21 protein-coding genes are annotated in these 22,259 nt (G+C 62.2%); 14 read left to right on the top strand and 7 right to left on the bottom strand.

The genetic code is table 11. The features are described 5' to 3' along the window. Positions 1–7 precede the first annotated feature (7 nt). The 4 genes from D7241_RS12900 to D7241_RS12885 all read left to right on the top strand — a co-directional run bounded on the left by D7241_RS12900 (position 8) and on the right by D7241_RS12885 (position 3,153). Positions 8–538 carry a twin-arginine translocation pathway signal protein gene (locus D7241_RS12900; RefSeq protein ID WP_408101848.1) on the top strand — a complete coding sequence of 177 codons (531 nt, stop codon included), beginning with the start codon at positions 8–10 and terminating at the stop codon, positions 536–538. Between the two features lie 42 nt (positions 539–580). After that, a complete protein-coding gene (locus D7241_RS12895; RefSeq protein ID WP_408101847.1) occupies positions 581–2,176 on the top strand; it encodes a GMC family oxidoreductase N-terminal domain-containing protein in 1,596 nt (531 codons plus the stop codon). A 104-nt stretch (positions 2,177–2,280) separates the two neighbouring features. Next, positions 2,281–2,763, top strand: a complete 483-nt coding sequence (gene coaD / locus D7241_RS12890; RefSeq protein ID WP_255977932.1) for a pantetheine-phosphate adenylyltransferase — start codon at positions 2,281–2,283, stop codon at positions 2,761–2,763. Between the two features lie 138 nt (positions 2,764–2,901). Next, positions 2,902–3,153: a YfhL family 4Fe-4S dicluster ferredoxin gene (locus D7241_RS12885; protein WP_255977934.1), complete on the top strand. Its 252-nt coding sequence runs from the start codon at positions 2,902–2,904 to the stop codon at positions 3,151–3,153. Between the two features lie 266 nt (positions 3,154–3,419). Here D7241_RS12885 and D7241_RS12880 read toward each other — a convergent pair whose 3' ends face one another. From D7241_RS12880 to D7241_RS12870, 3 genes are all read right to left on the bottom strand, one after another. Continuing rightward, complete coding sequence (locus D7241_RS12880) at positions 3,420–3,761, bottom strand: multidrug transporter (RefSeq protein ID WP_408101846.1); 342 nt, start codon at positions 3,759–3,761, stop codon at positions 3,420–3,422. A gap of 127 nt (positions 3,762–3,888) precedes the next feature. Then, positions 3,889–4,701 (bottom strand): bifunctional DNA-formamidopyrimidine glycosylase/DNA-(apurinic or apyrimidinic site) lyase, encoded by an 813-nt coding sequence (gene mutM / locus D7241_RS12875; protein ID WP_408101845.1) that lies wholly within the window; start codon positions 4,699–4,701, stop codon positions 3,889–3,891. A 55-nt stretch (positions 4,702–4,756) separates the two neighbouring features. Continuing rightward, entirely contained in the window at positions 4,757–5,620 is an 864-nt protein-coding gene (locus D7241_RS12870) for an HDOD domain-containing protein (RefSeq protein WP_408101844.1), read from the bottom strand. A 118-nt stretch (positions 5,621–5,738) separates the two neighbouring features. Between D7241_RS12870 and D7241_RS12865 the strand changes: the two genes are divergently transcribed. From D7241_RS12865 to D7241_RS12850, 4 genes are all read left to right on the top strand, one after another. Continuing rightward, positions 5,739–6,281, top strand: coding sequence for a type 1 glutamine amidotransferase domain-containing protein (locus D7241_RS12865; protein WP_255977941.1), 543 nt, complete (start codon positions 5,739–5,741; stop codon positions 6,279–6,281). Between the two features lie 119 nt (positions 6,282–6,400). Further along, positions 6,401–7,597, top strand: a complete 1,197-nt coding sequence (locus D7241_RS12860; protein ID WP_408101843.1) for a class I SAM-dependent rRNA methyltransferase — start codon at positions 6,401–6,403, stop codon at positions 7,595–7,597. Between the two features lie 511 nt (positions 7,598–8,108). Next, the gene (gene ilvD / locus D7241_RS12855; protein ID WP_408101842.1) at positions 8,109–9,947 is read left to right on the top strand and encodes a dihydroxy-acid dehydratase; all 1,839 of its coding nucleotides are present in this window, start codon (positions 8,109–8,111) and stop codon (positions 9,945–9,947) included. A gap of 366 nt (positions 9,948–10,313) precedes the next feature. Beyond that, positions 10,314–11,852, top strand: coding sequence for a nucleobase:cation symporter-2 family protein (locus D7241_RS12850; protein WP_408101841.1), 1,539 nt, complete (start codon positions 10,314–10,316; stop codon positions 11,850–11,852). Positions 11,853–11,958: 106 nt separating this feature from the next. On the opposite strand, the gene D7241_RS12845 is transcribed toward D7241_RS12850, so the two are convergent. Beyond that, positions 11,959–12,318 (bottom strand): DUF1090 domain-containing protein, encoded by a 360-nt coding sequence (locus D7241_RS12845; RefSeq protein ID WP_408101840.1) that lies wholly within the window; start codon positions 12,316–12,318, stop codon positions 11,959–11,961. A gap of 211 nt (positions 12,319–12,529) precedes the next feature. On the opposite strand from D7241_RS12845, the gene D7241_RS12840 reads away from it, so the two are divergent. Next, on the top strand, positions 12,530–13,918 hold the full coding sequence (locus D7241_RS12840) for a uracil-xanthine permease family protein (protein ID WP_408101839.1): 1,389 nt from the start codon (positions 12,530–12,532) through the stop codon (positions 13,916–13,918). Here the strand turns inward: D7241_RS12840 and D7241_RS12835 are convergent, their stop codons facing one another. Beyond that, positions 13,919–15,028: an NAD(P)/FAD-dependent oxidoreductase gene (locus tag D7241_RS12835; protein ID WP_408101838.1), complete on the bottom strand. Its 1,110-nt coding sequence runs from the start codon at positions 15,026–15,028 to the stop codon at positions 13,919–13,921. 116 nt (positions 15,029–15,144) lie between these two features. Here D7241_RS12835 and D7241_RS12830 point away from each other — a divergent pair, with 116 nt between their 5' ends. Continuing rightward, on the top strand, positions 15,145–15,600 hold the full coding sequence (locus D7241_RS12830) for a metallophosphoesterase family protein (protein WP_408101837.1): 456 nt from the start codon (positions 15,145–15,147) through the stop codon (positions 15,598–15,600). 76 nt (positions 15,601–15,676) lie between these two features. On the opposite strand, the gene folA is transcribed toward D7241_RS12830, so the two are convergent. Then, positions 15,677–16,192, bottom strand: coding sequence for a type 3 dihydrofolate reductase (gene folA / locus D7241_RS12825; RefSeq protein ID WP_408101836.1), 516 nt, complete (start codon positions 16,190–16,192; stop codon positions 15,677–15,679). Positions 16,193–16,343: 151 nt separating this feature from the next. On the opposite strand from folA, the gene D7241_RS12820 reads away from it, so the two are divergent. After that, entirely contained in the window at positions 16,344–17,462 is a 1,119-nt protein-coding gene (locus D7241_RS12820) for a glycerophosphodiester phosphodiesterase (RefSeq protein ID WP_408101835.1), read from the top strand. A gap of 265 nt (positions 17,463–17,727) precedes the next feature. Here the strand turns inward: D7241_RS12820 and D7241_RS12815 are convergent, their stop codons facing one another. Then, entirely contained in the window at positions 17,728–18,918 is a 1,191-nt protein-coding gene (locus D7241_RS12815) for a CaiB/BaiF CoA transferase family protein (RefSeq protein WP_408101834.1), read from the bottom strand. Between the two features lie 217 nt (positions 18,919–19,135). Here D7241_RS12815 and D7241_RS12810 point away from each other — a divergent pair, with 217 nt between their 5' ends. The 3 genes from D7241_RS12810 to D7241_RS12800 are packed head-to-tail and all read left to right on the top strand — an operon-like array spanning position 19,136 to position 22,167. Beyond that, on the top strand, positions 19,136–20,113 hold the full coding sequence (locus D7241_RS12810) for a tripartite tricarboxylate transporter substrate binding protein (RefSeq protein ID WP_255977963.1): 978 nt from the start codon (positions 19,136–19,138) through the stop codon (positions 20,111–20,113). A 10-nt stretch (positions 20,114–20,123) separates the two neighbouring features. Beyond that, positions 20,124–20,621, top strand: coding sequence for a tripartite tricarboxylate transporter TctB family protein (locus D7241_RS12805; RefSeq protein WP_408101833.1), 498 nt, complete (start codon positions 20,124–20,126; stop codon positions 20,619–20,621). Between the two features lie 25 nt (positions 20,622–20,646). Further along, a complete protein-coding gene (locus D7241_RS12800) occupies positions 20,647–22,167 on the top strand; it encodes a tripartite tricarboxylate transporter permease (RefSeq protein ID WP_408101832.1) in 1,521 nt (506 codons plus the stop codon). The last annotated feature ends 92 nt before the right edge of the window (positions 22,168–22,259 follow it).

The raw sequence follows: 22,259 nt of genomic DNA, 5'->3' as shown, positions 1-22,259 counted from the left end.
AACAACGATGACTATCGCCGCCTTACCGCTTTCCCGGCGCGGCCTGCTCAAGGTCGGCCTGTTCGGCAGCGCGACCCTGGCCGGTGCCGGTCTTCTCGGTAGCCTGTCCGGCTGCAGTGGTGAGCGTGCTGCGAGCGGTTTCGTCCTGCTGCGCGATAGTGATCTGCCTATGCTGCGCCGCCTGATACCGGTGGTGCTGAAGAACGCCGCAGCAGATATGCCAGCGGCGGTACAGGGAACATTGGCGAGCCTTGACCAGGGGCTCGCTCACTTGTCGCCAGCGCTCTCACATCAGGTATTGCAGTTGTTCGATCTGCTCAGTCTGCCGTTTACCCGAGGTCCTGTGACCGGTATCTGGGGCGGCTGGGAGCAGGCACCGAGTGAAGACATCCATGCGTTCTTGCAGCGCTGGGAAAACAGCTCGCTGACGCTGCTGCGCCAAGGCCACGCCTCACTGCTGCAGATGATCCTGATGGCGTGGTATGGCCGCCCGGAATCCTGGGGCCACTGCGGTTATCCCGGCCCACCCGTCGTTTAACGATTCGCCTGCCCTGCCGCCCACCGATACCGAGGACCCAAGATGCCCGTTGCCGACCCCTTTGCCGATGGCATCGCCCGCGGCTGGAAAACCCATGACGGCTCGCGGCTTGAGCAAGACATTGCCCTCGAAGCCGACATCGCCATCATCGGCAGCGGTGCCGGTGGCGGCACCAGCGCGGAAATTCTCAGCGCGGCGGGATTCAAAGTATTGCTGATCGAGGAAGGCCCGCTGCGTAGCAGCCGCGATTTCGACATGCAGGAGCCGGCCGCCTACGCCTCGCTGTATCAGGAGGCCATCGGCCGCACCAGTAAGGACGGCGCCATTACCATCCTGCAGGGCCGTGCGGTGGGCGGCTCAACCCTGGTGAACTGGACCTCGAGCTTTCGCACCCCGGTGCCGACGCTGGAACATTGGGCGAAGGAGCATGATGTCAAAGGGCTTTCCATGACCGAAATGGCGCCCTGGTTCGAACGCATGGAGCAACGCCTGGGCATCGAGCCCTGGCAGCTGCCACCGAATGCCAACAACCAAGTCATACGCGACGGCTGCCAAGCCCTTGGTTACAGCTGGGCGGTGATCCCGCGCAATGTGAAAGGCTGCTGGAACCTTGGGTATTGCGGCATGGGTTGCCCGACCAACGCCAAACAATCGATGCTGGTGACCAGCATCCCGGCCACCCTTGAAAAAGGCGGCGAGCTGCTCTATCTGGCTCGGGCCGAGCGTCTGTTAGTCGATAAGGAGCGCGTCGTAGCGCTCGACTGCCTGGCCATGGACCCGCGTTGCGTCACGCCCACCGGGCGCAGGATTCGTGTGCGTGCGCGTCACTACATCCTCGCCGGCGGGGGCATCAATACGCCAGCGATCCTGCTGCGCTCGGAGACGCCGGACCCGCATCAGCGCGTCGGCAAACGCACTTTCCTGCATCTGGTGAATTTCTCCGCGGCGCAATTCGATCACGCGATCAACCCCTTCTACGGCGCGCCGCAATCGATCTATTCCGACCATTTTCAATGGGACGACGGCACCAAGGGGCGCATGTCCTACAAACTGGAAGTGCCGCCAATTCATCCGGCCCTGGCGGCAACGCTGTTGGGCCGATTCGGAGTCGACAATGCCCTGCGCATGGAGCAGCTGCCGCAAACCAACGCGATGATCGCCTTGATGCGCGACGGTTTTCATCCCGACAGCGCCGAGGGCCGGGTGCAATTGCGCGGTGACGGCTCGCCCACGCTCGACTACCGCATGACCGCCTACACCTGGGATGGCATCCGCCGCGCCTATCACAGCATGGCGGAAATCCAGTTCGCCGCTGGCGCGCGGGCGGTACTGCCGCTGCACAACGATGCGGCGTACGCAAAGAACCCTGAGCAGGCTCGACAGATGATCGACGGGCTGAGCCTCGAGCTGTTCCGCATGCGGCTCGGCAGCGCTCACGTCATGGGCGGTTGCGCGATGGGCGAAGACCCGCAACACGCCGTCACCGATAGCCTCGGTCGCCATCATCAGCTGGAGAATCTGTCGATTCACGACGGCTCGCTGTTTCCCACCAGCATCGGTGCCAATCCCCAATTATCGATCTACGGACTGGCCGCCAAACTCGCCAGTCAATTGGCCGAGCGATTGAAAAATGCCTGAACAGCGGCGTTGTGCCACTCCCGGCGGTGATCCGCTTTGATGCTTTACGCTGCCAATACCGAGCCGCTACCATCCACCCCCCACGCATGCGTCAGGACGCCGCGATGAATCGAGTGCTGTATCCAGGAACCTTCGATCCAATCACCATGGGCCACACCGACCTGGTCGAGCGCGCCTCGCGCCTGTTCGACGAGGTGATCATCGCTGTCGCTGCCAGCCCTAACAAGAATCCTTTGTTTCCGCTCGAACAGCGCGTGGCGCTAGCCCAGGAAGTGACGGCGCATCTGCCGAACGTCAAGGTGTTGGGCTTCTCCAAGCTACTGGCTCACTTCGTCATCGAACAGAAAGCCAATGTCCTGCTGCGCGGCCTGCGCGCGGTGTCCGACTTCGAATACGAGTTCCAGTTGGCCAATATGAACCGACAACTGGCTCCCGATGTGGAAAGCCTGTTTCTCACTCCGTCGGAGAAGTTTTCCTATATTTCTTCGACGCTGGTGCGCGAGATCGCCCGGCTCGGCGGCGATGTCAGCAAGTTCGTCCACCCCTCGGTGATGAAAGCGCTGACCGAGCGTTACGCCTCGCGTTAAGCGCATTCAGCTACGCGGCGAATAAGCGGCCCCGACAAACTCCGATCGTTGCCGCGTGCACCGGGCGAGCTGATGCGGCAAAATTGGCGCGTCGTTTTTACCTGCGCTGCGGCTCGCCCCGCAGCTGGAGTTAGCTGGATGTCCCTGATAATCACCGATGACTGCATCAACTGCGATGTGTGCGAGCCCGAGTGCCCGAACAACGCGATTTCCCAAGGCGAGGAAATCTACGTCATCGATCCCAACCTCTGCACCGAATGCGTCGGCCATTACGATGAGCCGCAGTGCCAACAGGTCTGTCCGGTGGATTGCATTCCGCTCGATGAAAGCAATGTCGAGAGTAAGGATGAATTGATGCAGAAATACCTGATCATCACCGGCAAGGCCTGATCAGCAAACCTTCGCGACCTCATCCGCTAGGTGGGGTCGGCTAGTCCCCCTCTCGCTCGATCCACAAACTAACCTTCGTCGTTCCGATAACGCGTTCCGCGTTCCGGATGCGCCTGCGCGCGCCGACGAAGACCCCGCAGCTGCGTGCCGGCATTTAGGAACGCAATCGGCGATTCAGAAACAACGCGGCTTCGCACGCAGTCAAGCGGCGAAGCCGTAGGGAAGCAGGTCGATAGCAGTTCCGACCTGATGATGCAGGCCGAGGATCAGTCCTGGCGGTTGTAGCCAACGCGGGTGCAACCCAGGCAGCGGGCAAAAGCCGCGGCGCCAGGCTCGACGACCAGTGCCTGGCCGGTTTCCTTGATTCCACCACCCATAGCGCTGAACGGCAGGCTGACAACGAACAGGCCGGCGCCGACAACAGTAGCGGCAATCAGCAGCGGACGAGCGATCAGCAAATCGCCGACGATGGAAAAGGCTTTGGGGGCTTCGACGGCGTACATAGGATCGCCGCTGGCGTTCTGCTGCACCGATTGCGCCTGAGCCGGCATCGCCAGCAGGCCAGTGGTCAGGGCCAAGACAACAGCAGTGGAGCGAAACAGTTTCATGGTGTGGTCCTTCAGCTGGGCGAAACGAGGCAGATAATTGTAGTGACGGTCACTATAGCAGTGGCCATCGGTTGTTGATCGTGAACACCGTCAATGCCTGCGCCAGTCGCATGGCAGATCGTCGGCATCATCGCTGACAGCGTCCGCAATAGACACTGGCGCGCTGACCCAAGCGAATTTCGCGCAGGGTCGAGCCGCAGCTCTTGCAGAAATCCCCGCCGCGCCCATAGACGAACAGCTCCTGCTGGAAATATCCCGGTTTGCCGTCGCCACCGACGAAATCGCGCAACGTGGTACCGCCACGCTCGATGGCGTAGGCCAGGATGCGCTTGATTTCCACGGCAAGCTTCAGATAACGCGCTCGCGATACCGCCCCCGCGGTCCGGCGCGGATCGATGCCTGCGGCGAACAGCGCCTCGCTCGCGTAGATGTTGCCAACACCAACCACCACCGCGTTATCCATGATGAATGGCTTGATCGCCATGCTGCGGCCCCGCGACAGCTGGAACAAACGCTCACCGTCGAAGACATCGCTGAGTGGCTCTGGGCCGAGATTGGCGAGCAGCACGTGGCTCAGCGGATCTTCGCTCCAGAGCAGCGCACCGAAGCGCCGCGGATCGGTGTAGCGCAGCGCCATACCGGATTCGAGGAGGATATCGACATGCTCGTGCTTGCCGACCGGGAGATCCGCCGGCACCAGGCGCAAGCTGCCGGACATGCCCAGGTGAGCGATCAGCGTGCCGGCCTCGGCCTTGATCAGCAGGTACTTGGCGCGCCGCTCGACCGCCTCGATACGCTGGCCGGAAAGGCGTATGTCCAGATCCTCTGGAATCGGCCAGCGCAGCCGCCGCTCGCGCACGATGACGCGGATGACACGCTGACCGACGAGATGCGGCTCGATGCCGCGGCGGGTGGTTTCGACTTCTGGAAGTTCGGGCATACGAGCAATCGACAATGGACCGGGAGGCGACCTTAGCAGCTAATGCGCTGTCGGGTCAGCCGACGCCCAGCTCGCGAATGCTGTCGCGCTGGCATTCGAAGTCGTACCCCGACAAACCGACGTATTCGAGGACCAGCTGCGCCACGGCGTCCCACTCATGATCCTCTGGCTGCTCGCCCAGCACTCGATGGCAGGCGCAGATGTGCTCGGCCATTTTCAGGATCGCCAGCAGCGTCTTGATCTGCGGATCGCTCCATTCGTCGTTGAACAGCGCCAGCGCGTTGTGGTGGTTGGCGATGGCTTCGCACAGATGCTGCGGCAGCTTCCACGAACGCGCCACGAAATAGCCCACCACCGCGTGGTTGGTGTTCAGTACGCGATTCTCGACGTCGGTGATGCGCGTATCTGCCCCTACGCTGGCATAGGCCTCTTCCAGCACCGCCATGTACTCAGGAAAGCGGGTGAGCATCAGCGGGATGCCGCAGTTGTGGAACAGTCCGAGGGTGTAGGCCTCGTCGGGTGACGGGTGACCGATGCGTTTAGCCAGGGTGAGGCAGGTGCTAGCCACGTCCTGCGCCGAATCCCAGAAGCGGTTGAGGGTAACGATGGCCGCATCGGTAAGCTCGCCGCGGATCGATTGCGCATTGATCAGGTTGATCACCGAGTTGCAGCCCAGCAGATTGACCGCTTGCTGAATCGAGGCGATGCGGTTGGCCAGGCCGAAGAAAGGCGAGTTGACCGTCTTCAGCAGCGCACCGGAGAGCCCCGGATCCTGGCTGATTAGTCGTGCAATGGCACGCAGATCGGGGTCCGGCATGACCTGCTCCATCTGCAGGTCGACCATGATCTGTGGCTGCGGGGGAACGCTGATTCCCTGCAGCACGCTGCGGATTTGCTCGTCGGTGAGTTCGATGGACATGAAGGCGGCCTAACCTCGCGACTAGCACAAGGCCACTATAGAAAGAATGCGAACTTTGGCCGAGTTCATGGTCGGATTTCAAGTAGACCAATTTGCAAACCGACGAGGAGGAAACGAAATGGCCGATTCTCTGAAAGGCAAACGCGTAGCTATCCTGGTAACCGATGGCTTCGAACAGGTCGAAATGACCGGCCCGAAGGACGCACTCGAGAAAGCCGGTGCCACCGCCGAGATCATTTCTTCATCCAATGGCGAAGTGACCGGGTGGAACCACACCACACCCGCTACCAAGTTCCATGTCGACAAGACCTTCGACAGCATCCGCATGGAAGACTATGACGCCGTGCTGCTACCCGGCGGCGTAGTCAACTCCGACACCATCCGCACGGATGACATGGCTCAGGAACTGGTTCGGGATGCGGCGCGGGCGAACAAGACCATTGCCGTTATCTGCCACGGCGCCTGGCTGTTGGCCTCAGCCGAACTGGTCAAGGGCAAGCGCATGACCAGTTGGCCGTCACTGACCGACGACTTGAAAAATGCTGGCGCCGAGTGGGTGGACGAGCAGGTGGTTATCGACGGTCACCTGATCAGCAGCCGCAAGCCGGACGACATTCCTGCGTTCAGCGAAGCGCTGGTAAAGGCGCTCGCCGCGGCCTGATGGCCCATGGCCTGGCTCAGCTAGGAGTTACAAGCAAGGGGAGCGTGCTTTTCCTTGCCGCCTGAGGCTTGCAGCTTGTGGCTCCTATACAATGCCCGTCTTTTTCCGGGAGCCCACTGATGACCCTGCCCAGCCTGCGCCTCAAAGCCAACGCCGATCGCCGACTGCGCGCCGGCCATCTGTGGGTCTATAGCAACGAGGTCGACACCGCCGCCACCCCGCTGAGCGGTTTCGCCGCTGGTGATCAGGCGATCCTCGAAGCGGCTGGCGGCAAGCCGCTGGGCATCGTCGGCATCTCGCCGAACAACCTGATCTGCGCCCGCTTGCTGTCGCGCGATCTCAAACACAGCCTGGACAAGTCGCTACTGGTGCATCGCATCCAGGTCGCCCTCTCCCTGCGCGAGCGACTGTTCGATCAGCCCTGCTATCGCCTGATCTACGGCGATTCGGATTTGCTGCCAGGCCTGGTGGTGGATCGCTTCCATGATCATCTGGTGGTGCAGCTGGCCTCGGCCACCATGGAGCGCAACAAAGACGCTGTGCTCGAAGCCCTGGTTCAGGTGCTCAAGCCGCGCGGCGTGCTGTGGAAGAACGATTCCAGCGCACGCGATGCCGAGGGCCTGGAGCGCTATGTCGATACCGCCTTCGGTGTGGTGCCGGAATGGGTCGCTCTCGAAGAGAACGGCGTGAAGTTCGAAGCGCCGGTGCTGCAAGGCCAGAAGACTGGCTGGTTCTACGACCACCGTATGAACCGCGCTCGCCTGGCGCCCTACGTGAAAGGCAAGAGGGTGCTCGACCTGTTCAGCTACATCGGCGGCTGGGGCGTGCAGGCCGCGGCGTTCGGCGCCAGCGAAGTGTTCTGCGTCGATGCCTCGGCATTTGCCCTCGATGGTGTCGAGCGCAACGCCGCGCTCAATGGCGTCGCCGAAAAAATGACCTGCGTGGAAGGCGATGCCTTCGAGGCGATGAAGGAACTGAAAAACGCCGAGGAGCGTTTCGACGTCGTCATCACCGACCCGCCAGCCTTCATCAAACGCAAGAAGGACATCAAGAACGGCGAAGCCGCTTATCGCCGGCTAAACGAAACCGCCATGCGCCTGCTGAACAAGGACGGCATCCTCGTCAGCGCCTCCTGCTCCATGCATCTGGAAGAAGACAACCTGCAGAACATTCTGCTCGGCAGCGCACGGCATCTGGATCGCAATATCCAGCTGCTCGAACGCGGAGGCCAGGGCCCTGACCATCCGGTGCATCCGGCGATTCCCGAGACCCGCTACATAAAAAGCATCACCTGCCGGATTCTGCCGAACAGTTGAAGGACAGCTCGGTCGATTGGCCTGTCGGGCATGCTTCAATGCGCCTATCCCATGCGCAAACCTAGTCTCGGTGGGCTGAAGCGGAACGCCGCCCGGCCTACCCTACGAAAGCCGTTCCTTGCCTTCAGCCATGTAGGGTGGGCTTCAGCCCACCGAGGCTAGCGTTGCGTCCGGAATCGGTGCCCTGAGCACCCGATATTCGTCGGCAATCTGCGCGCCACTGGCCCCGGCTACCGTCCTGTCAGACGGCTCCGGCCATCCCACAAGCCACCACGATGCCAGCACACCAGTTCCCGCCGACCATCAACCTTTCCCCGGCGCCGTTGGCGAGCGTAGAATCGAGCCCATTCCTCGCCATTATCCCCCGGCGAGCCAGTGGGCCCAGGCCGCCCGAGCGATACCCCGCCTCGATCCGGTCCCTCCGCACGCACGGTCACCTGCCGTTGCACGCGGCGCAGGTGACGCTCACCATAAGTACTATTCGACCAGCTGATTAGCCGCAGGAACCGTCATGCCCGATTACCGTTCGAAAACCTCCACGCACGGCCGCAACATGGCCGGTGCCCGCGCGCTGTGGCGTGCCACCGGCATGAAGGACGAAGACTTCAAAAAGCCGATCATCGCCATCGCCAACTCCTTCACCCAATTCGTGCCCGGCCACGTGCACCTGAAGGACTTGGGCCAGCTGGTCGCGCGCGAGATCGAGAAGCACGGCGGCGTCGCCAAGGAATTCAACACCATTGCGGTCGATGACGGCATCGCCATGGGCCACGACGGCATGCTCTATTCGCTGCCCAGCCGCGAGATCATCGCCGACTCGGTGGAATACATGGTCAACGCGCATTGCGCTGACGCCATTGTCTGCATCTCCAACTGCGACAAGATCACTCCCGGCATGCTCATGGCCGCGCTGCGCCTGAACATCCCGGTGGTGTTCGTCTCCGGCGGCCCGATGGAGGCCGGCAAGACCAAGCTGGCCAGCCATGGCCTGGACCTGGTTGACGCCATGGTCATCGCCGCGGACGAAAGCGCCAGCGATGAGAAGGTCGCGGAGTACGAGCGCAGCGCCTGCCCGACCTGCGGCAGTTGCTCCGGCATGTTCACCGCCAACTCGATGAACTGCCTGGCCGAAGCCCTGGGCCTCGCCCTGCCCGGCAACGGTTCGACCTTGGCCACCCACGCTGACCGCGAGCAGCTGTTCCTGCGCGCCGGCCGCACCGCCGTCGAGCTGTGCCAGCGCTACTACGGTGAGGGTGATGAGTCAGTGCTGCCGCGCAACATCGCCAGCCGCCGCGCCTTCGAGAACGCCATGACCCTGGACATCGCCATGGGCGGTTCCACCAACACCATCCTTCACCTCTTGGCTGCCGCTCAGGAAGCCGAGGTGGACTTCGACCTGCGCGCCATCGACGCCCTGTCACGCAAGGTGCCGCAACTGTGCAAGGTCGCGCCGAACATTCAGAAGTACCACATGGAAGACGTGCACCGCGCCGGCGGTATTTTCTCCATCCTTGGTGAGCTGGCCCGTGGCGGCCTGCTGCACACCGACGTGTCCACCGTGCACAGCCGCAGTCTGGAAGAAGCCATAGCCCAGTGGGACATCACCCAGACTCAGGACGAGGCGGTACACACCTTCTTCAAGGCAGGCCCGGCGGGCATCCCGACGCAGACGGCATTCAGCCAGTCGACCCGCTGGGACAGCCTGGATGATGATCGCGAAAACGGCTGCATCCGCAGCGTCGAGCACGCCTACTCTCAGGAAGGCGGTCTGGCCGTGCTTTACGGCAACATCGCCCTCGACGGCTGCGTGGTGAAGACCGCGGGCGTGGACGAATCCATCCACGTGTTTGAAGGTACGGCGAAGATCTTCGAAAGCCAGGACAGCGCCGTAAAGGGCATCCTCAACGACGAAGTGAAGGCTGGCGACATCGTCATCATCCGCTACGAGGGTCCGAAAGGCGGCCCGGGCATGCAGGAAATGCTCTACCCGACCTCGTATCTGAAGTCCAAGGGCCTGGGCAAGGCCTGCGCCCTGCTCACCGACGGCCGTTTCTCCGGCGGCACCTCCGGTCTGTCCATCGGCCATGCCTCGCCGGAAGCCGCCGCAGGTGGCGCTATCGGCCTGGTGCAGGACGGCGACAAAGTGTTGATCGACATTCCCAACCGCAGCATCAACCTGCAAGTCAGCGATGAGGAGCTGGCCCACCGCCGTATCGAGCAGGACAAGAAAGGCTGGAAACCCGCTGCGCCGCGCGCGCGCAAGGTAACCACGGCGCTCAAGGCCTACGCCCTGCTCGCCACCAGCGCCGACAAGGGCGCGGTGCGCAACAAGGCGATGCTGGAAGACTGACCGGCGGCGCCTATCGTCCTTTCATGTGCGCGGCCTTCGCTGGAAGGCCGCTCACTTGACGCTTTGATACTCACGGTTGGTCTACGCCTCGCCCAGTCCGACCAAAACCCCTCCATTCCCCATCGACGGTCGCCCGCCGGCGATCGCGGCCGCCGAAATTGCGTCTCCGTCGCAACCAGTCGTCGGTTTGTTGTCCCCCTTTTTTGCGCAAAAGATCGCTCGGAAGGCCTTGATCCGCGTGCTGGCGCAACTGGCTGCCATGGGAGCCACACTCGCATAAGTCGAAATGTATACAAATTGGTAGTCAATTCGACAATCAATTGTCTACATTAGGCCAACAAGAACAACAGCGAGAAAGGGATCACCATGACACTCTCATCCGCAAAAACATCTCCCGAGAAGCGCCCGGAAGATGAAAATCTCGGCATCGGTGCCAACCTGGCCTACGGCCTGCAGCATGTCCTGACTATGTATGGAGGCATTGTCGCGGTACCGTTGATCATCGGCCAGGCGGCCGGCTTGTCACCAGCCGACATCGGCCTGCTGATTGCCGCCTCGCTGTTCGCCGGCGGGCTCGCAACCCTGCTGCAAACCCTCGGCCTGCCATTCTTTGGCTGCCAATTGCCGCTCGTGCAAGGTGTATCCTTTGCCGGCGTGGCGACCATGATCGCGATCATCGGCAGCGATGGTGCCGGAGGCATTCCCGCAGTGCTTGGAGCGGTGATCGCCGCCTCACTGATCGGTTTGTTGATCACGCCCATATTCTCGCGAATTACCAAATTCTTCCCGCCGCTGGTCACTGGCATCGTCATCACCATCATCGGTTTGACCCTGATGCCGGTTGCGGCGCGCTGGGCAATGGGCGGAAACAGCCAGTCGCCGGAATTTGGCAGCATGGCCAACATCGGCCTGGCTGCCTTTACGCTGGCTGCCGTGCTACTGCTCAGCAAGCTCGGTAGCGCCAGCATCTCGCGGCTTTCGATTCTCCTGGCCATGGTGATCGGTACCGTGGCAGCGGCGTTCTGCGGCATGGCCGATTTTTCCGGCGTGCTCGACGGCCCTCTGGTAGCGTTGCCTACACCGCTGCACTTCGGCATGCCGGAGTTCCACGTGGCGGCGATCCTGTCGATGCTGATCGTGATCATCGTCACCCTTGTGGAGACCTCGGCAGACATCCTCGCGGTCGGTGAAATCATCGATACCAAAGTCGACTCCAAGCGTCTGGGCAACGGTCTGCGTGCCGACATGATTTCCAGCAGCCTGGCGCCTATCTTCGGCTCCTTCACCCAGAGCGCTTTCGCCCAGAACGTCGGCCTGGTAGCCGTGACTGGCGTGAAAAGCCGCTACGTGGTGGCTACCGCCGGCCTCATCCTGGTCACACTCGGCCTGCTTCCGGTCATGGGCCGGCTGATCGCCGCGGTGCCCACCGCGGTGCTCGGCGGTGCCGGCATCGTACTGTTCGGTACCGTAGCGGCGGCCGGTATCCGGACCCTGGCCCAGGTGGAATACCGCAACAACATGAACCTGATCATCGTCGCGACATCGATCGGCTTCGGCATGATCCCGATCGCCGCGCCAACCTTCTATCACCACTTCCCGTCCTGGTTCGAAACCATCTTCCACTCCGGCATCAGCTCGGCGGCGATCATGGCGATCCTGCTGAATCTGGTGTTCAACCACCTGAAGGCCGGCAACTCGGACCAGCAGTCGGTGTTCGCCGCCGCCAGCGAGCGCACCCTGCGCTATCGGGACATCGCCGCGCTGCACGACGGCGACCACTTCCACGACGGCAAGCTGTTTGACGTGGACGGCAACGAGGTGCCAGTGATCAGTCCCGACGACCATGGCGCACCTTCGCAGGCACCACAAGCCAAGGTGACAGCGGCAGTCCCGACCCACGGATAAGGCGCGGCACTACAACCCCGGCTGACGACAATGCCCGCCTCATCGAGACGGGCATTGTTTTTTGTACCGCGTGCAGCATCGGTACTGTTACGCCAGGTTCTCAACGTTAATCTTTCAATATCTCGCGCAACTCTTTCCTGGATTCGTCCAGCTTATGCTTGCGCGCTTTGATCTTCTTCGGATCGCCATCACGCAACGCTTTCTGCAGATCAGCCTCACGCTCGCTGATTTCCTCCTGCGCCTCGTCGATATCCTTCTGCCGGTCGGCCCGCAGTCCCGCTTCGGTACAGTTAGTTCGGGCCTTGCTCAGCGCGGTTTCCAGACCGCGAATATGCCCGGTGTTGTCCTGATCACGGGCATTCTCCAGCTGGCGGCGAATCTCTGCTTCCTTTTCGGCACAGCTTTCCTGCGCATGCGCCAGCCCAGTAGTGAGCAACAGTATTGTCACTGCGACGATGGTTTTCATTCGGTACTCCCCCTCGATTGGCCCCAATGATAGTAGCGGGCGTGTGGCCAATTGGTTGGGGCACGCTCGATGCTGCAGTTCTGGAAAATCCAAGACGACGATTCAACAGGACTGTGGCGAGCAGCTGCAACGTCGTTTGGACCTTGCTTACCGCGCTGTCCGGACAGCATACCGGTCAGTAGAATCGCGCTCTTTCGCTGAAAGGACGGCCATGAGCGCTCCCGATAATAAAACCGCCCCCGAAACACCGGATGAACTGGTCTACGGGCTCGATGACCGTCCGCGTCCGTGGATTACCTTTCTCGCCGCGCTGCAGCATCTGCTCGCGATCATCGTGCCGATCGTCACGCCCGGCCTGCTGATTTGCCAGGCCATTGGCGTATCGCCGCGGGATACCAACATCATCGTCTCCATGTCGCTGGTGATATCCGGGATTGCGACCTTTCTTCAATGCAAACGCTTTGGCCCGCTCGGTGCCGGCCTGTTGATCGTGCAGGGCACCAGCTTCAATTTCGTCGGCCCGCTGATTGCTGGCGGCGTGCTGATGGTCAAGCAAGGCACACCGGTCGAGGCCGTGATGGCGGCGATCTTCGGCGTAGTGATCGCCGGTTCCTTCATTGAAATGGGCGTCTCGCGTGTCCTGCCGTTCATCAAACGCCTGATCACACCACTGGTCACCGGCATCGTGGTGCTGATGATCGGCCTGACGTTGATCAAGGTCGGCCTGATCAGCATGGGAGGCGGCTACGCGGCCATGGGCGACGGCACTTTCGCCAACCGCGAGAACTTGCTGCTTTCCGGCGTCGTGCTGGCGGCGATCGTCGTGCTCAACCGCTTACCGGTTGTTTGGATGCGCAGCTGCGCGATCATCATCGCTCTAGCCATTGGCTATGCGTTGGCGGCGTATCTCGGTCGCCTGGACTTCACCGGCATGCGCGAAGCGGAGCTGTTCGAAGTACCGATGCCGTTGCACTTCGGCCTGGGCTTCTCCTGGAGTCTGTTCATCCCGATGGTAGTGATCTATCTGGTCACGTCTCTGGAAGCCATCGGCGACATCACGGCCACCAGCAAACTTTCGCGTCAGCCGGTCGAAGGCCCGTTGTGGATGCAGCGCATCAAGGGCGGCGTACTGGTCAATGGCGCCAACTCGCTGCTGGCGGGGGTGTTCAACACCTTCCCCAGCTCGGTGTTCGCACAAAACAACGGCATCATCCAGCTGACCGGCATCGCCAGCCGCTACATCGGCATGTGGATCGCCGTGATGCTCGTGGTGCTCGGCTTGTTCCCAGCGGTCGCCGGCGTGCTGCAGGCTGTGCCCGAGCCGGTACTCGGTGGCGCCGCGCTGGTGATGTTCGGCGCAGTGGCAGCAGCTGGCATCAACATCCTTGCCGGTATTCAGCTGGATCGCCGCGCGCTGTTGATCATCTCGGTATCGCTGGCGCTCGGCCTTGGTTTTTCCCAAGTGCCGGAGTTTCTTGCTCACCTCCCGGCCGGGCTGCGCAGCGTGCTTGAATCGGGCGTTGCTACCGGCGGAATCTGCGCGCTGGTGATGAACTGGTTCCTCCCGGAATCGCCAGCCGCTACGCGCGAAGAGGCCTGATCAAACGGTGCGCCCGAGGCGCTGGCACACCTCGTCAGCAATCGCCAGGCATGCAGTCAGCCCTGGCGATTCGATGCCGAACAGGTTCACCAACCCGGCAATGCCATGCTGCGCCGGGCCGTCGATGCGAAAATCAGCGGCCAGCTCACCGGGACCGCTGATCTTCGGTCGGATACCGGTGTAAGCCGGTTGCAGCGCGCCATCCGGCAGCGCAGGCCAGTAGCGGCGGATTGCGGCATAAAAACTATCAGCACGGCGGGCGTCCAACTGGTAGTCGAGTGATTCGACCCACTGCACGTCTGGGCCGAAACGGGCCTGACCGCCGAGATCCAGCGTCAGGTGCACACCTAGCCCGCCGGGCTCGGGTAACGGATAGACCAGATGCCGGAAAGGTGTCGACGCCGACAGGCTGAAATAACTTCCCTTGGCGAAATAACGCGGCGGCACCGACTCGGCAGGCAGGCCGCGAGTGTGCGCAGCGATCACTGGCGCCGCGTGCCCGGCGCAATTGATCACCGTCGTAGCGAGCAGAATCATCGGCTCATCACCGCCCACATCGACACGCAGCCCCTCGTCCAACACGTCGATCGCATCCACCGGCGCGCGCAGCGCCAGCAGCGCACCTGCCGCCTCGGCGTCACCCTGCAGCGCCAGCATCAACGCATGGCTGTCGACGATTCCGGTACTTGGCGATAGCAGCCCGGCGACGGCGTTGAGCTGCGGCTCCAGCGCTTTCACCTCGTTGGCATCGAGCCGCTGCAGATCGTCGACGCCGTTGGCCGCCGCGTGCTCCTGCAATGCCAGAAGTCCCAACAGTTGTGACTCATCGGTCGCGACAATCAGCTTGCCGCAGCGCCGATAAGGCACGCCGTGGCTGTCGCAGAACGCGTACAGCGCATCCCTTCCCGCCACGCACAGGCGCGCCTTCAACGAGCCTTGCGGATAGTAGATGCCGGCATGGATGACTTCGCTGTTGCGCGAACTGGTACCCGTGCCGATGGCAGCCTCGGCTTCCAGCACCAGCACTTCGCGCCCTACCAGCGCCATGGCGCGCGCCACGGCCAGCCCTACGACGCCAGCTCCGATGACAACGCAATCGACCCGTTCCATACACACCCCCGCCCCAAAACGGCCGCTAGACTGCCGCAATATCGAACCGCGGCCAAGTCTCGCTTGCCCAATGCTCGATACCCAACATTCAACACTCAATTATGACTGGAGCCAGCATGCGCATCGGCGTCATCTCCGACACTCACGGGCTGTTGCGGCCAGAGGCACTCGCCGTGCTACAAGGCTGCGAGCGGATCATTCACGGGGGCGATATCGGCAAGCCGGAAGTGCTCGACGTATTGCGGGAAATCGCGCCGCTGGAGGTGATCCGCGGCAATGTCGACTCCGACGCTTGGGCTGCGATGATCCCCGAGCGGTTGGACCTGCGGCTCGGCGGGCTGCGCATCCACGTGCTGCACGATCTAAAGACGCTGGACCTCGACCCGGTCGCGGAGGGCATCGACGTAGTCATCGCCGGCCACTCGCACCAGCCCGTGATCGAACAGCGCGAAGGCGTGCTTTATCTCAATCCCGGCAGTGCCGGACGCCGCCGCTTCAAATTGCCGATCAGCCTGGCCCTGCTGGATATCGAGGATGGCCAGCCGCGCGCTCAGCTGGTCACGCTTGGCTGACATTTAGCATTTGCGAAGATCGATCCGGGAATACAAGCAAGGATGCTCACCTCGCCAATTCAAGAGACAGCTAGACTCAGCGCCGCTGCCAAGTCTCGAAACTGTATGCGGGCGCTTCGCCTACAGCCGCATGCGCCTGACAATCAATGCACTGCCATTCGGATTCATCGAAGGCAGGGAAGAAAGCATCGCCTTCGGGATTCGCATCGATGCGTGTGAGGTAAAGACGCTGGGCCCTACCCAAACCTTGCGCGTACAGCTGCGCCCCACCGATCAGCATCAGTTCGTCGACACCCTGCTCGCGCGCCCACGCCTCCGCGCGGCGTAATGCTTCGTCCAGGCTGGTGAAGGTTTCGGCACCGTCGAGCTGCAGATCCGGCTGACGGCTGACTACCAGATTCAGCCGACCCGGTAGCGGGCGACCGAGCGAATCCCAGGTTTTGCGGCCCATGATGATCGGCTTGCCGAGCGTCGTGGCCTTGAAGTGTTTGAGATCGGCAGGCAGATGCCACGGCATCTGGTTATCGAGCCCGATGACGCGGTTTTGCGCGAGGGCCGCGATCATTGCGAGCGGAAGAGAGGTCTGATTCATGGCGACGAGAATATCAGAGCGTCAGGCGGTAGGTCAGCGGACGCTGGATAAACGTCGTGACCATCCAATCGTCATCTTCGCTCCACCAAAGCGTCAACCCGCCGTCATTCAAGCGCGTCAGTCTAATCGCTCCATCCCGAGGAGACGCCCCATGGCCCGCCCAACCCGCGCGACCCTGAGCCACTGGTTTACCGCTTGCAGTCTGCTGCTGCCAATCACCGCGTTCGCTGCCCCGGCTGACATGTCGAGCGAGGCGAAGCTGCATGACGGTCGCGCCGAACCCAGGCCGCTGGTCATTGCCCACCGCGGCGCCAGCGGTTACGTCCCCGAGCACACCCTCGGCGCTTATGCGCTGGCCATTCTGCAGGGCGCCGACTACATCGAGCCGGATCTGGTGATGACCCGCGACGGCGAACTGGTCGCGCGCCACGACAACGAGCTGGGGTTGACCACCGATGTATCCCAGCACCCCGAATTCGCCGATCGCAAGCGCACCCAAATGGTCGACGGCGTCAGCCTTACGGGTTGGTTCAGCGAAGATTTCACCCTGGCGGAGCTGAAGACATTACGGGCGATCGAACGCATCCCGGCGATTCGTCCCGGCAACGCTCGGCTCGACGGCAGCCTGGAAATCCCAACGCTGCAGGAAATCATTGACCTGGTAAAAACCATGCAACTGAGCGAACGCCGGCGCATCGGTCTGTATGTCGAAACCAAGCATTCAACCCACTTCCGGAAGCTCGGCCTGGCGATGGAAAAACCGCTGGTGCGTACCCTCCACCGCAACGGCTATGCGGGGCGCCACGCGCCGGTGTACATCCAGTCGTTCGAAGTCGACAACCTGAAAACCCTCAGCCGCCTGACGCAGCTGCGCCTGGTGCAACTGTTCGGCGGCGGCCAGCCCTACGACCAGCAAGTGCGCGGCAGCGACCTGACCTACGCGCAGATGGCCACAGCTGAAGGACTCAAAGCGATCTCGCGTTACGCGGCGGGCGTCGGGCCGGACAAGAGCTACATCATTCCGCGCGACGCCAACGGCAATCTTGGCGAGCCCACCGACTTCGTCCCGGACGCCCACGCGGCGGGGCTGAAGGTGCACCCCTATACGTTCCGCGCCGAGAATGCCTTTCTGCCGACCAGCCTGCGCAACGGCGACTCACCGGCCGACCGCGGCGACGTCGAGGCCGATATTCGTGCGTATCTGGATGCCGGCATCGACGGGCTATTCATCGACCAGCCGGACATCGCGGTGAAACTGCGCGCGCAATAAAGCGCGTTCGAACAAGGCCCAGCCGGGATGGCTGGGCCTTCCGCGGTTGATCGCAGGATCTGCAGCCAAGCCAGCTCAAGCAATCACGGCGGCCTCGTGCAACTCGGTCAGCCGCGTAGGGTGGGCTTCAGCCCACCGTTTGCAACCCTTGTCGGTGGGCTGAATTTCACCATTTGCAAACCTGGTCGGTGGGCTAAAGCCCACCCTACGGTGTGCCAACCGGGGCTGACGCGGAGCGGCCGTTCGGCCGCAACTTACCATCCGTTCAGCGAATCACGGCGGCCTGGCGCAGCGATGCCAGTTCGGCCTCGCTTTTGCCGAGCACCCGCTGCAACACTTCATCGGTATGTTGCCCATGCAGCGGCGGCGCCTTCATCGGCACGGTGGGCGTTCGCGATAACCGTAGCGGGCTTCGCACCATGCGCACCTCGCCAGCAACCGGATGCGCGGCGCTGATTACCAACTCGCGGTAGCGTGCCGTCTCGGTGTCGAACGCCTGAGCGACGTTCTTCACTTCCCCGACGGGAATCCCCTGGTTGCGCAGCGCGGCGATCAGCGCCTCGCTCTGCCACTCGGCAAAAGCCGTCTGAAGCAATGGCAGCAGCTCTTCGCGATGCTCGGTACGGCCCTTATTCTGAGAAAAGCGCGGATCGCCATGCAGCTCCGGCCGCTTCAACACCTCCAGGCAAAGTCGCCGATATTGCTCGTCATTACCGACTGCCAGGGCGATGGTGCCATCGGAGGTTTCGAACAGCTGATAGGGAACGATGCTGGCGTGAGCATTGCCGTAGCGCTGCGGCACCGTGCCGGTGTTGAGATAGCCCGAAGCGATGTTGGCGAGAAAGTGCAGCGCGCTGTCGGACAAAGCGATATCCACCGACTGCCCCAGGCCGGATTTCTCCCGCTCATACAGGGCAGCGAGGATGCCTTGCACGGCGTTCATGCCGGTGACCAGATCGATGAAGGCCACACCGAGGCGCATCGGCTCACCGTCTTTTTCGCCGGTGATCGACATGAAGCCGCTCTCGGCCTGGATGATGAAGTCATAACCCGGACGATTTTCCAGCGGATTGCCGCGCCCGTAACCGGTGATCGAGCAATGGATCAGGCGTGGATTGATCGCCGCCAGCGTCTCGTAGTCGAGCCCGAGGCGCTTGAGGCTTGCCGGCAGAAAGTTCTCCACCACCACGTCGGCCTGAGCGGCCAGATCGAGTATCAGCTGACGCCCCTGCGGCTTGCGCATGTCTATGGCCAAGCTCTCTTTGTTGCGATTGGCACTGAGGTAGTAGGTGGAAATACCGGCCTTGGCCGGGGGCATCCAGCTGCGAGTGTCGTCGCCCTCCAGACTTTCGATTTTCCACACCTCGGCGCCAAGGTCCGCCAGTGCCATGGTCGACCAGGGGCCGGCGAGGATGCGTGTCAGATCCAGTACCTTGATGCCTTGCAGAACGCTCATCGCACTTCCTTTCGGTATTTGTGAACAGACAAGGGAATCGAAATTGGCTCAAGTGGGTCGAAACCACAACAGATGGCCGACGTACATATGTGCGATTACCGAACGGAATTTTCGTTCGCTGTGCGACCGGTAGGGCTCTGCCCCTTTAAGGTGTCCGGGCTGTCTGTTAGACCACTGGCTGCATCCTGCCGTACAACTACAAGAAGAGAATATCGCCATGCCCCTCACCCTGAAGCGCACGCTGTGCCTGCTCATGCTGGCCGCCACCTTCCCACTCGCCTCACTGACCCAGGCCGCTGACTGGCCGACCGACACCGTTCGCCTGGTGGTGCCCTACGCCCCTGGCGGCACCACGGACGTGCTATCACGCAAGGTCGCGGACCTGCTGCAGCAACAGATCGGTACCGTTGTCGTCGAGAACCGCCCGGGCGCCGGCTCGACCACCGCCACCGGACAACTGGCCCGCGGCGGTCGAGGCGCCGATCACACCATCCTCATGGCCTCGCCGGGGCACACCATCGGCCCGGTGATCTACAAGAAGCTGCCCTACGATCCGGTTAAGGATTTCAAATTCATCCGCAACGTCATCGAAATTCCCAACGTCATGGTCGTGCCGGCAGATAGTCCTTACGACTCGGTAGAGGCGTTCATGGAAGCTGCCAAGACGAGAGAAATGACCTTCAGCTCCGCCGGTGTCGGCAGCTCGATCCACATGTCCGGCGAGCTGTTCAAAACCATGACCGGCTCCAAGATGACCCACGTGCCCTTCCGCGGAAGCGGCGAAGCACTGCCGGCCTTGCTTAGCGGTGACGTCGACGTCTCTTTCGAGAACATGCCGACCGTGCTTTCACACATCAAGGCCGGCAAGCTCAAGGCGCTGGCGGTCACATCCGCCGAGCCTTCGCCTTATCTGCCGGGCGTCGAGCCGCTCTCGAAGATCGGTGCCGACCTGGGCCTCGGTGACTTCGTCACCACCGCATGGTTTGGGCTGATCGCCGATGACAGCATGTCGGACGAAGCCGTAAAGACGCTGCAGGACGCGCTGGACAAGGTGATGGCGGACGAAAGCTTCAAAGACTTCGTCGCGCAGATCGGCGGCGAAGTGGCACCGCAGGAAGGCGACGCCTTCCGCGACTACGTCGAGCAGGACGTTCAGCGCTGGCAGCGCGTCGCGGGCCAGGCCGAGCTGCAGTAGGGAGACAGCCATGACCCTCGCCAACGGCCGCCCTCGCTGGGCCAACCTCAACACGCTGCTGGGCGCGTTCTGGCTGGTGGCGGCGCTGGTGTTTCTGTTTTACCTGGTGCCGAACCATATCGACGAAGCACCGATGGTCGACAACCCCATGCAGTCGCCACGCTGGCTCCCCAGCGTGGCCGGCTGGCTGGTCGCCGCACTGTCGCTGGCGCTGATCGTCGAAGGCTGCCTGCGCCCGCCGGTGCGCCCGACCGCAGACGACGACAGCGGGACCGCGCCGCCTTGGCGCTGGCTGCTGATGCTCGCCGGGCTGGGCGCTTACTGGTTGCTGTTCGAAGCACTTGGCGCCATTGCGGCCGGCATACTCGGCACCTTGCTGCTGTTTGCCGCGCACCCGGTGCGAAAACCCTGGCTCTACCTACTGGCGATCGCACTGCCGTGGCTGGTGAGCCTGCTGTTCATTCACGTGCTGAACGTCCCGCTGCCGTCCGGCACGCTGTGGGATTGACCCACCCCTCCTCGCGAGTGACCGAATGGAAAATTTTTCCGAAGTCCTGAGCCTGTTCCTCAGTGTCGACAATTTCATCGCGATCGGCATCGGCGTGCTGATTGGCGTGGTGGTCGGCGCGATTCCAGGGCTGACCGCGACCATGGCCGTCGCCCTCGCACTGCCCTTCACCTTCACCCTCCAACCAGTGACCGCCATCCTGCTGCTGGTCGGGATCTATAAGGGCGGCATGTACGGCGGCTCGATCACCGCCATCCTCATCCATACGCCTGGTTCGCCGGCCGCCGCCTGCACACTACTCGACGGCTATCCGCTGACGCAGCAGGGCAAGGCGAAAAAGGCGCTGCAAATGGCGCTCTATTCGTCGTGCATCGCCGACTTGCTATCGAACCTGGCGCTGATCCTGTTCGCCTCCTACCTGGCAAAGATCGCACTGAACTTCGGTCCGCCTGAGTTCTTCTGGCTGATCTGCTTCTCGCTGACGATCATCATCTCCATCGCTGGCGAATCTGCGATCAAGGGCCTGATCGCCGCGGCGCTCGGAGTAATCGTCGCCTCGATCGGCATGGACGTGGTGTACGGTAGCCAGCGCCTGACCTTCGATAACTACAACCTGATGGACCGCGTGTCCTTCGTTCCGCTGCTGATCGGCCTGTTCGCCGTGCCGGAAGTCATCGACTTCTACCTCAAGAAGGCCGCGCCGCATATCCGTGCTACCTCGGGCGGAACCGGGCTGACATTGAAGGAACTCAAGGCGAGCCTGAAAACCATCGTACGCGGCTCGCTCATCGGCGTGATCATCGGCGCAGTGCCTGGCACCGGAGCCACCGCCGCCTCCTTCATTTCCTACAGCGAAGCCAAGCGGCGCTCAGCCAACCGGGAGAACTTTGGCAAAGGCGAGCTCGAGGGTGTGGCCGCGGCTGAATCAGGCAACAACGGCGTGGCTGGCGCCACACTGATTCCGCTGTTGTCGCTGGGCATCCCGGGAGATGTGATCACCGCAATCATCCTTGGCGCATTCATGATCCACGGCCTGACCCCCGGACCAGTGCTGTTCCAAGAGAACCTGACGATCGTTTACGCGCTGTTCTGCGGGATCATGCTGAGTTCAGCGGTGTTGCTCTTCGTTGGCCACGGGGTGATCAAGTACTTCTCGCTGGTGGCGGACATCCCCAAGGAGATCCTGCTGCCGATCGTGCTCATGTTCTGCGTCTACGGCGCTTTTGCGGTGAACAACAGCCTGTTCGATATCGGCCTGATGCTGCTGTTCGGGGTAGTCGGTTATGTCTTCAACCGCACCGGCTTCGCCACCGCCCCCTTCCTGCTCGGCTTCATTCTCGGTCCGATGTTCGAAGACAACCTGCGGCGCACGCTGCTGATCGGCCGTGGCGACCCGATGATCTTCTTCCGTGGACCGATTACCTGGATTTTCATCGTGCTCACCGCGTTGTCGCTGTTCTTCGCCGTTCGACGCTACTGGCAGGAGCGCATCAGGGTTCGCGAAGCCACGGCAGATGATGCGGCGAACCCCGGAGCGATCGAATGATTGGCGACGGGTAGCAGCAGAGATCCGCGCGTTGCGCGGGCGGGACGGCCATTTCACCCTTCCGGCGGCAACGGTTATTCTCGGGACCGAGT

Source organism: Stutzerimonas sp. VN223-3 (assembly GCF_045999685.1).
Taxonomy (GTDB): Bacteria; Pseudomonadota; Gammaproteobacteria; order Pseudomonadales; family Pseudomonadaceae; genus Stutzerimonas; species Stutzerimonas stutzeri_AR.
The sequence above is the reverse complement of the archived record's forward strand: the minus strand, read 5'-3'. Positions and strand labels throughout refer to the sequence as shown.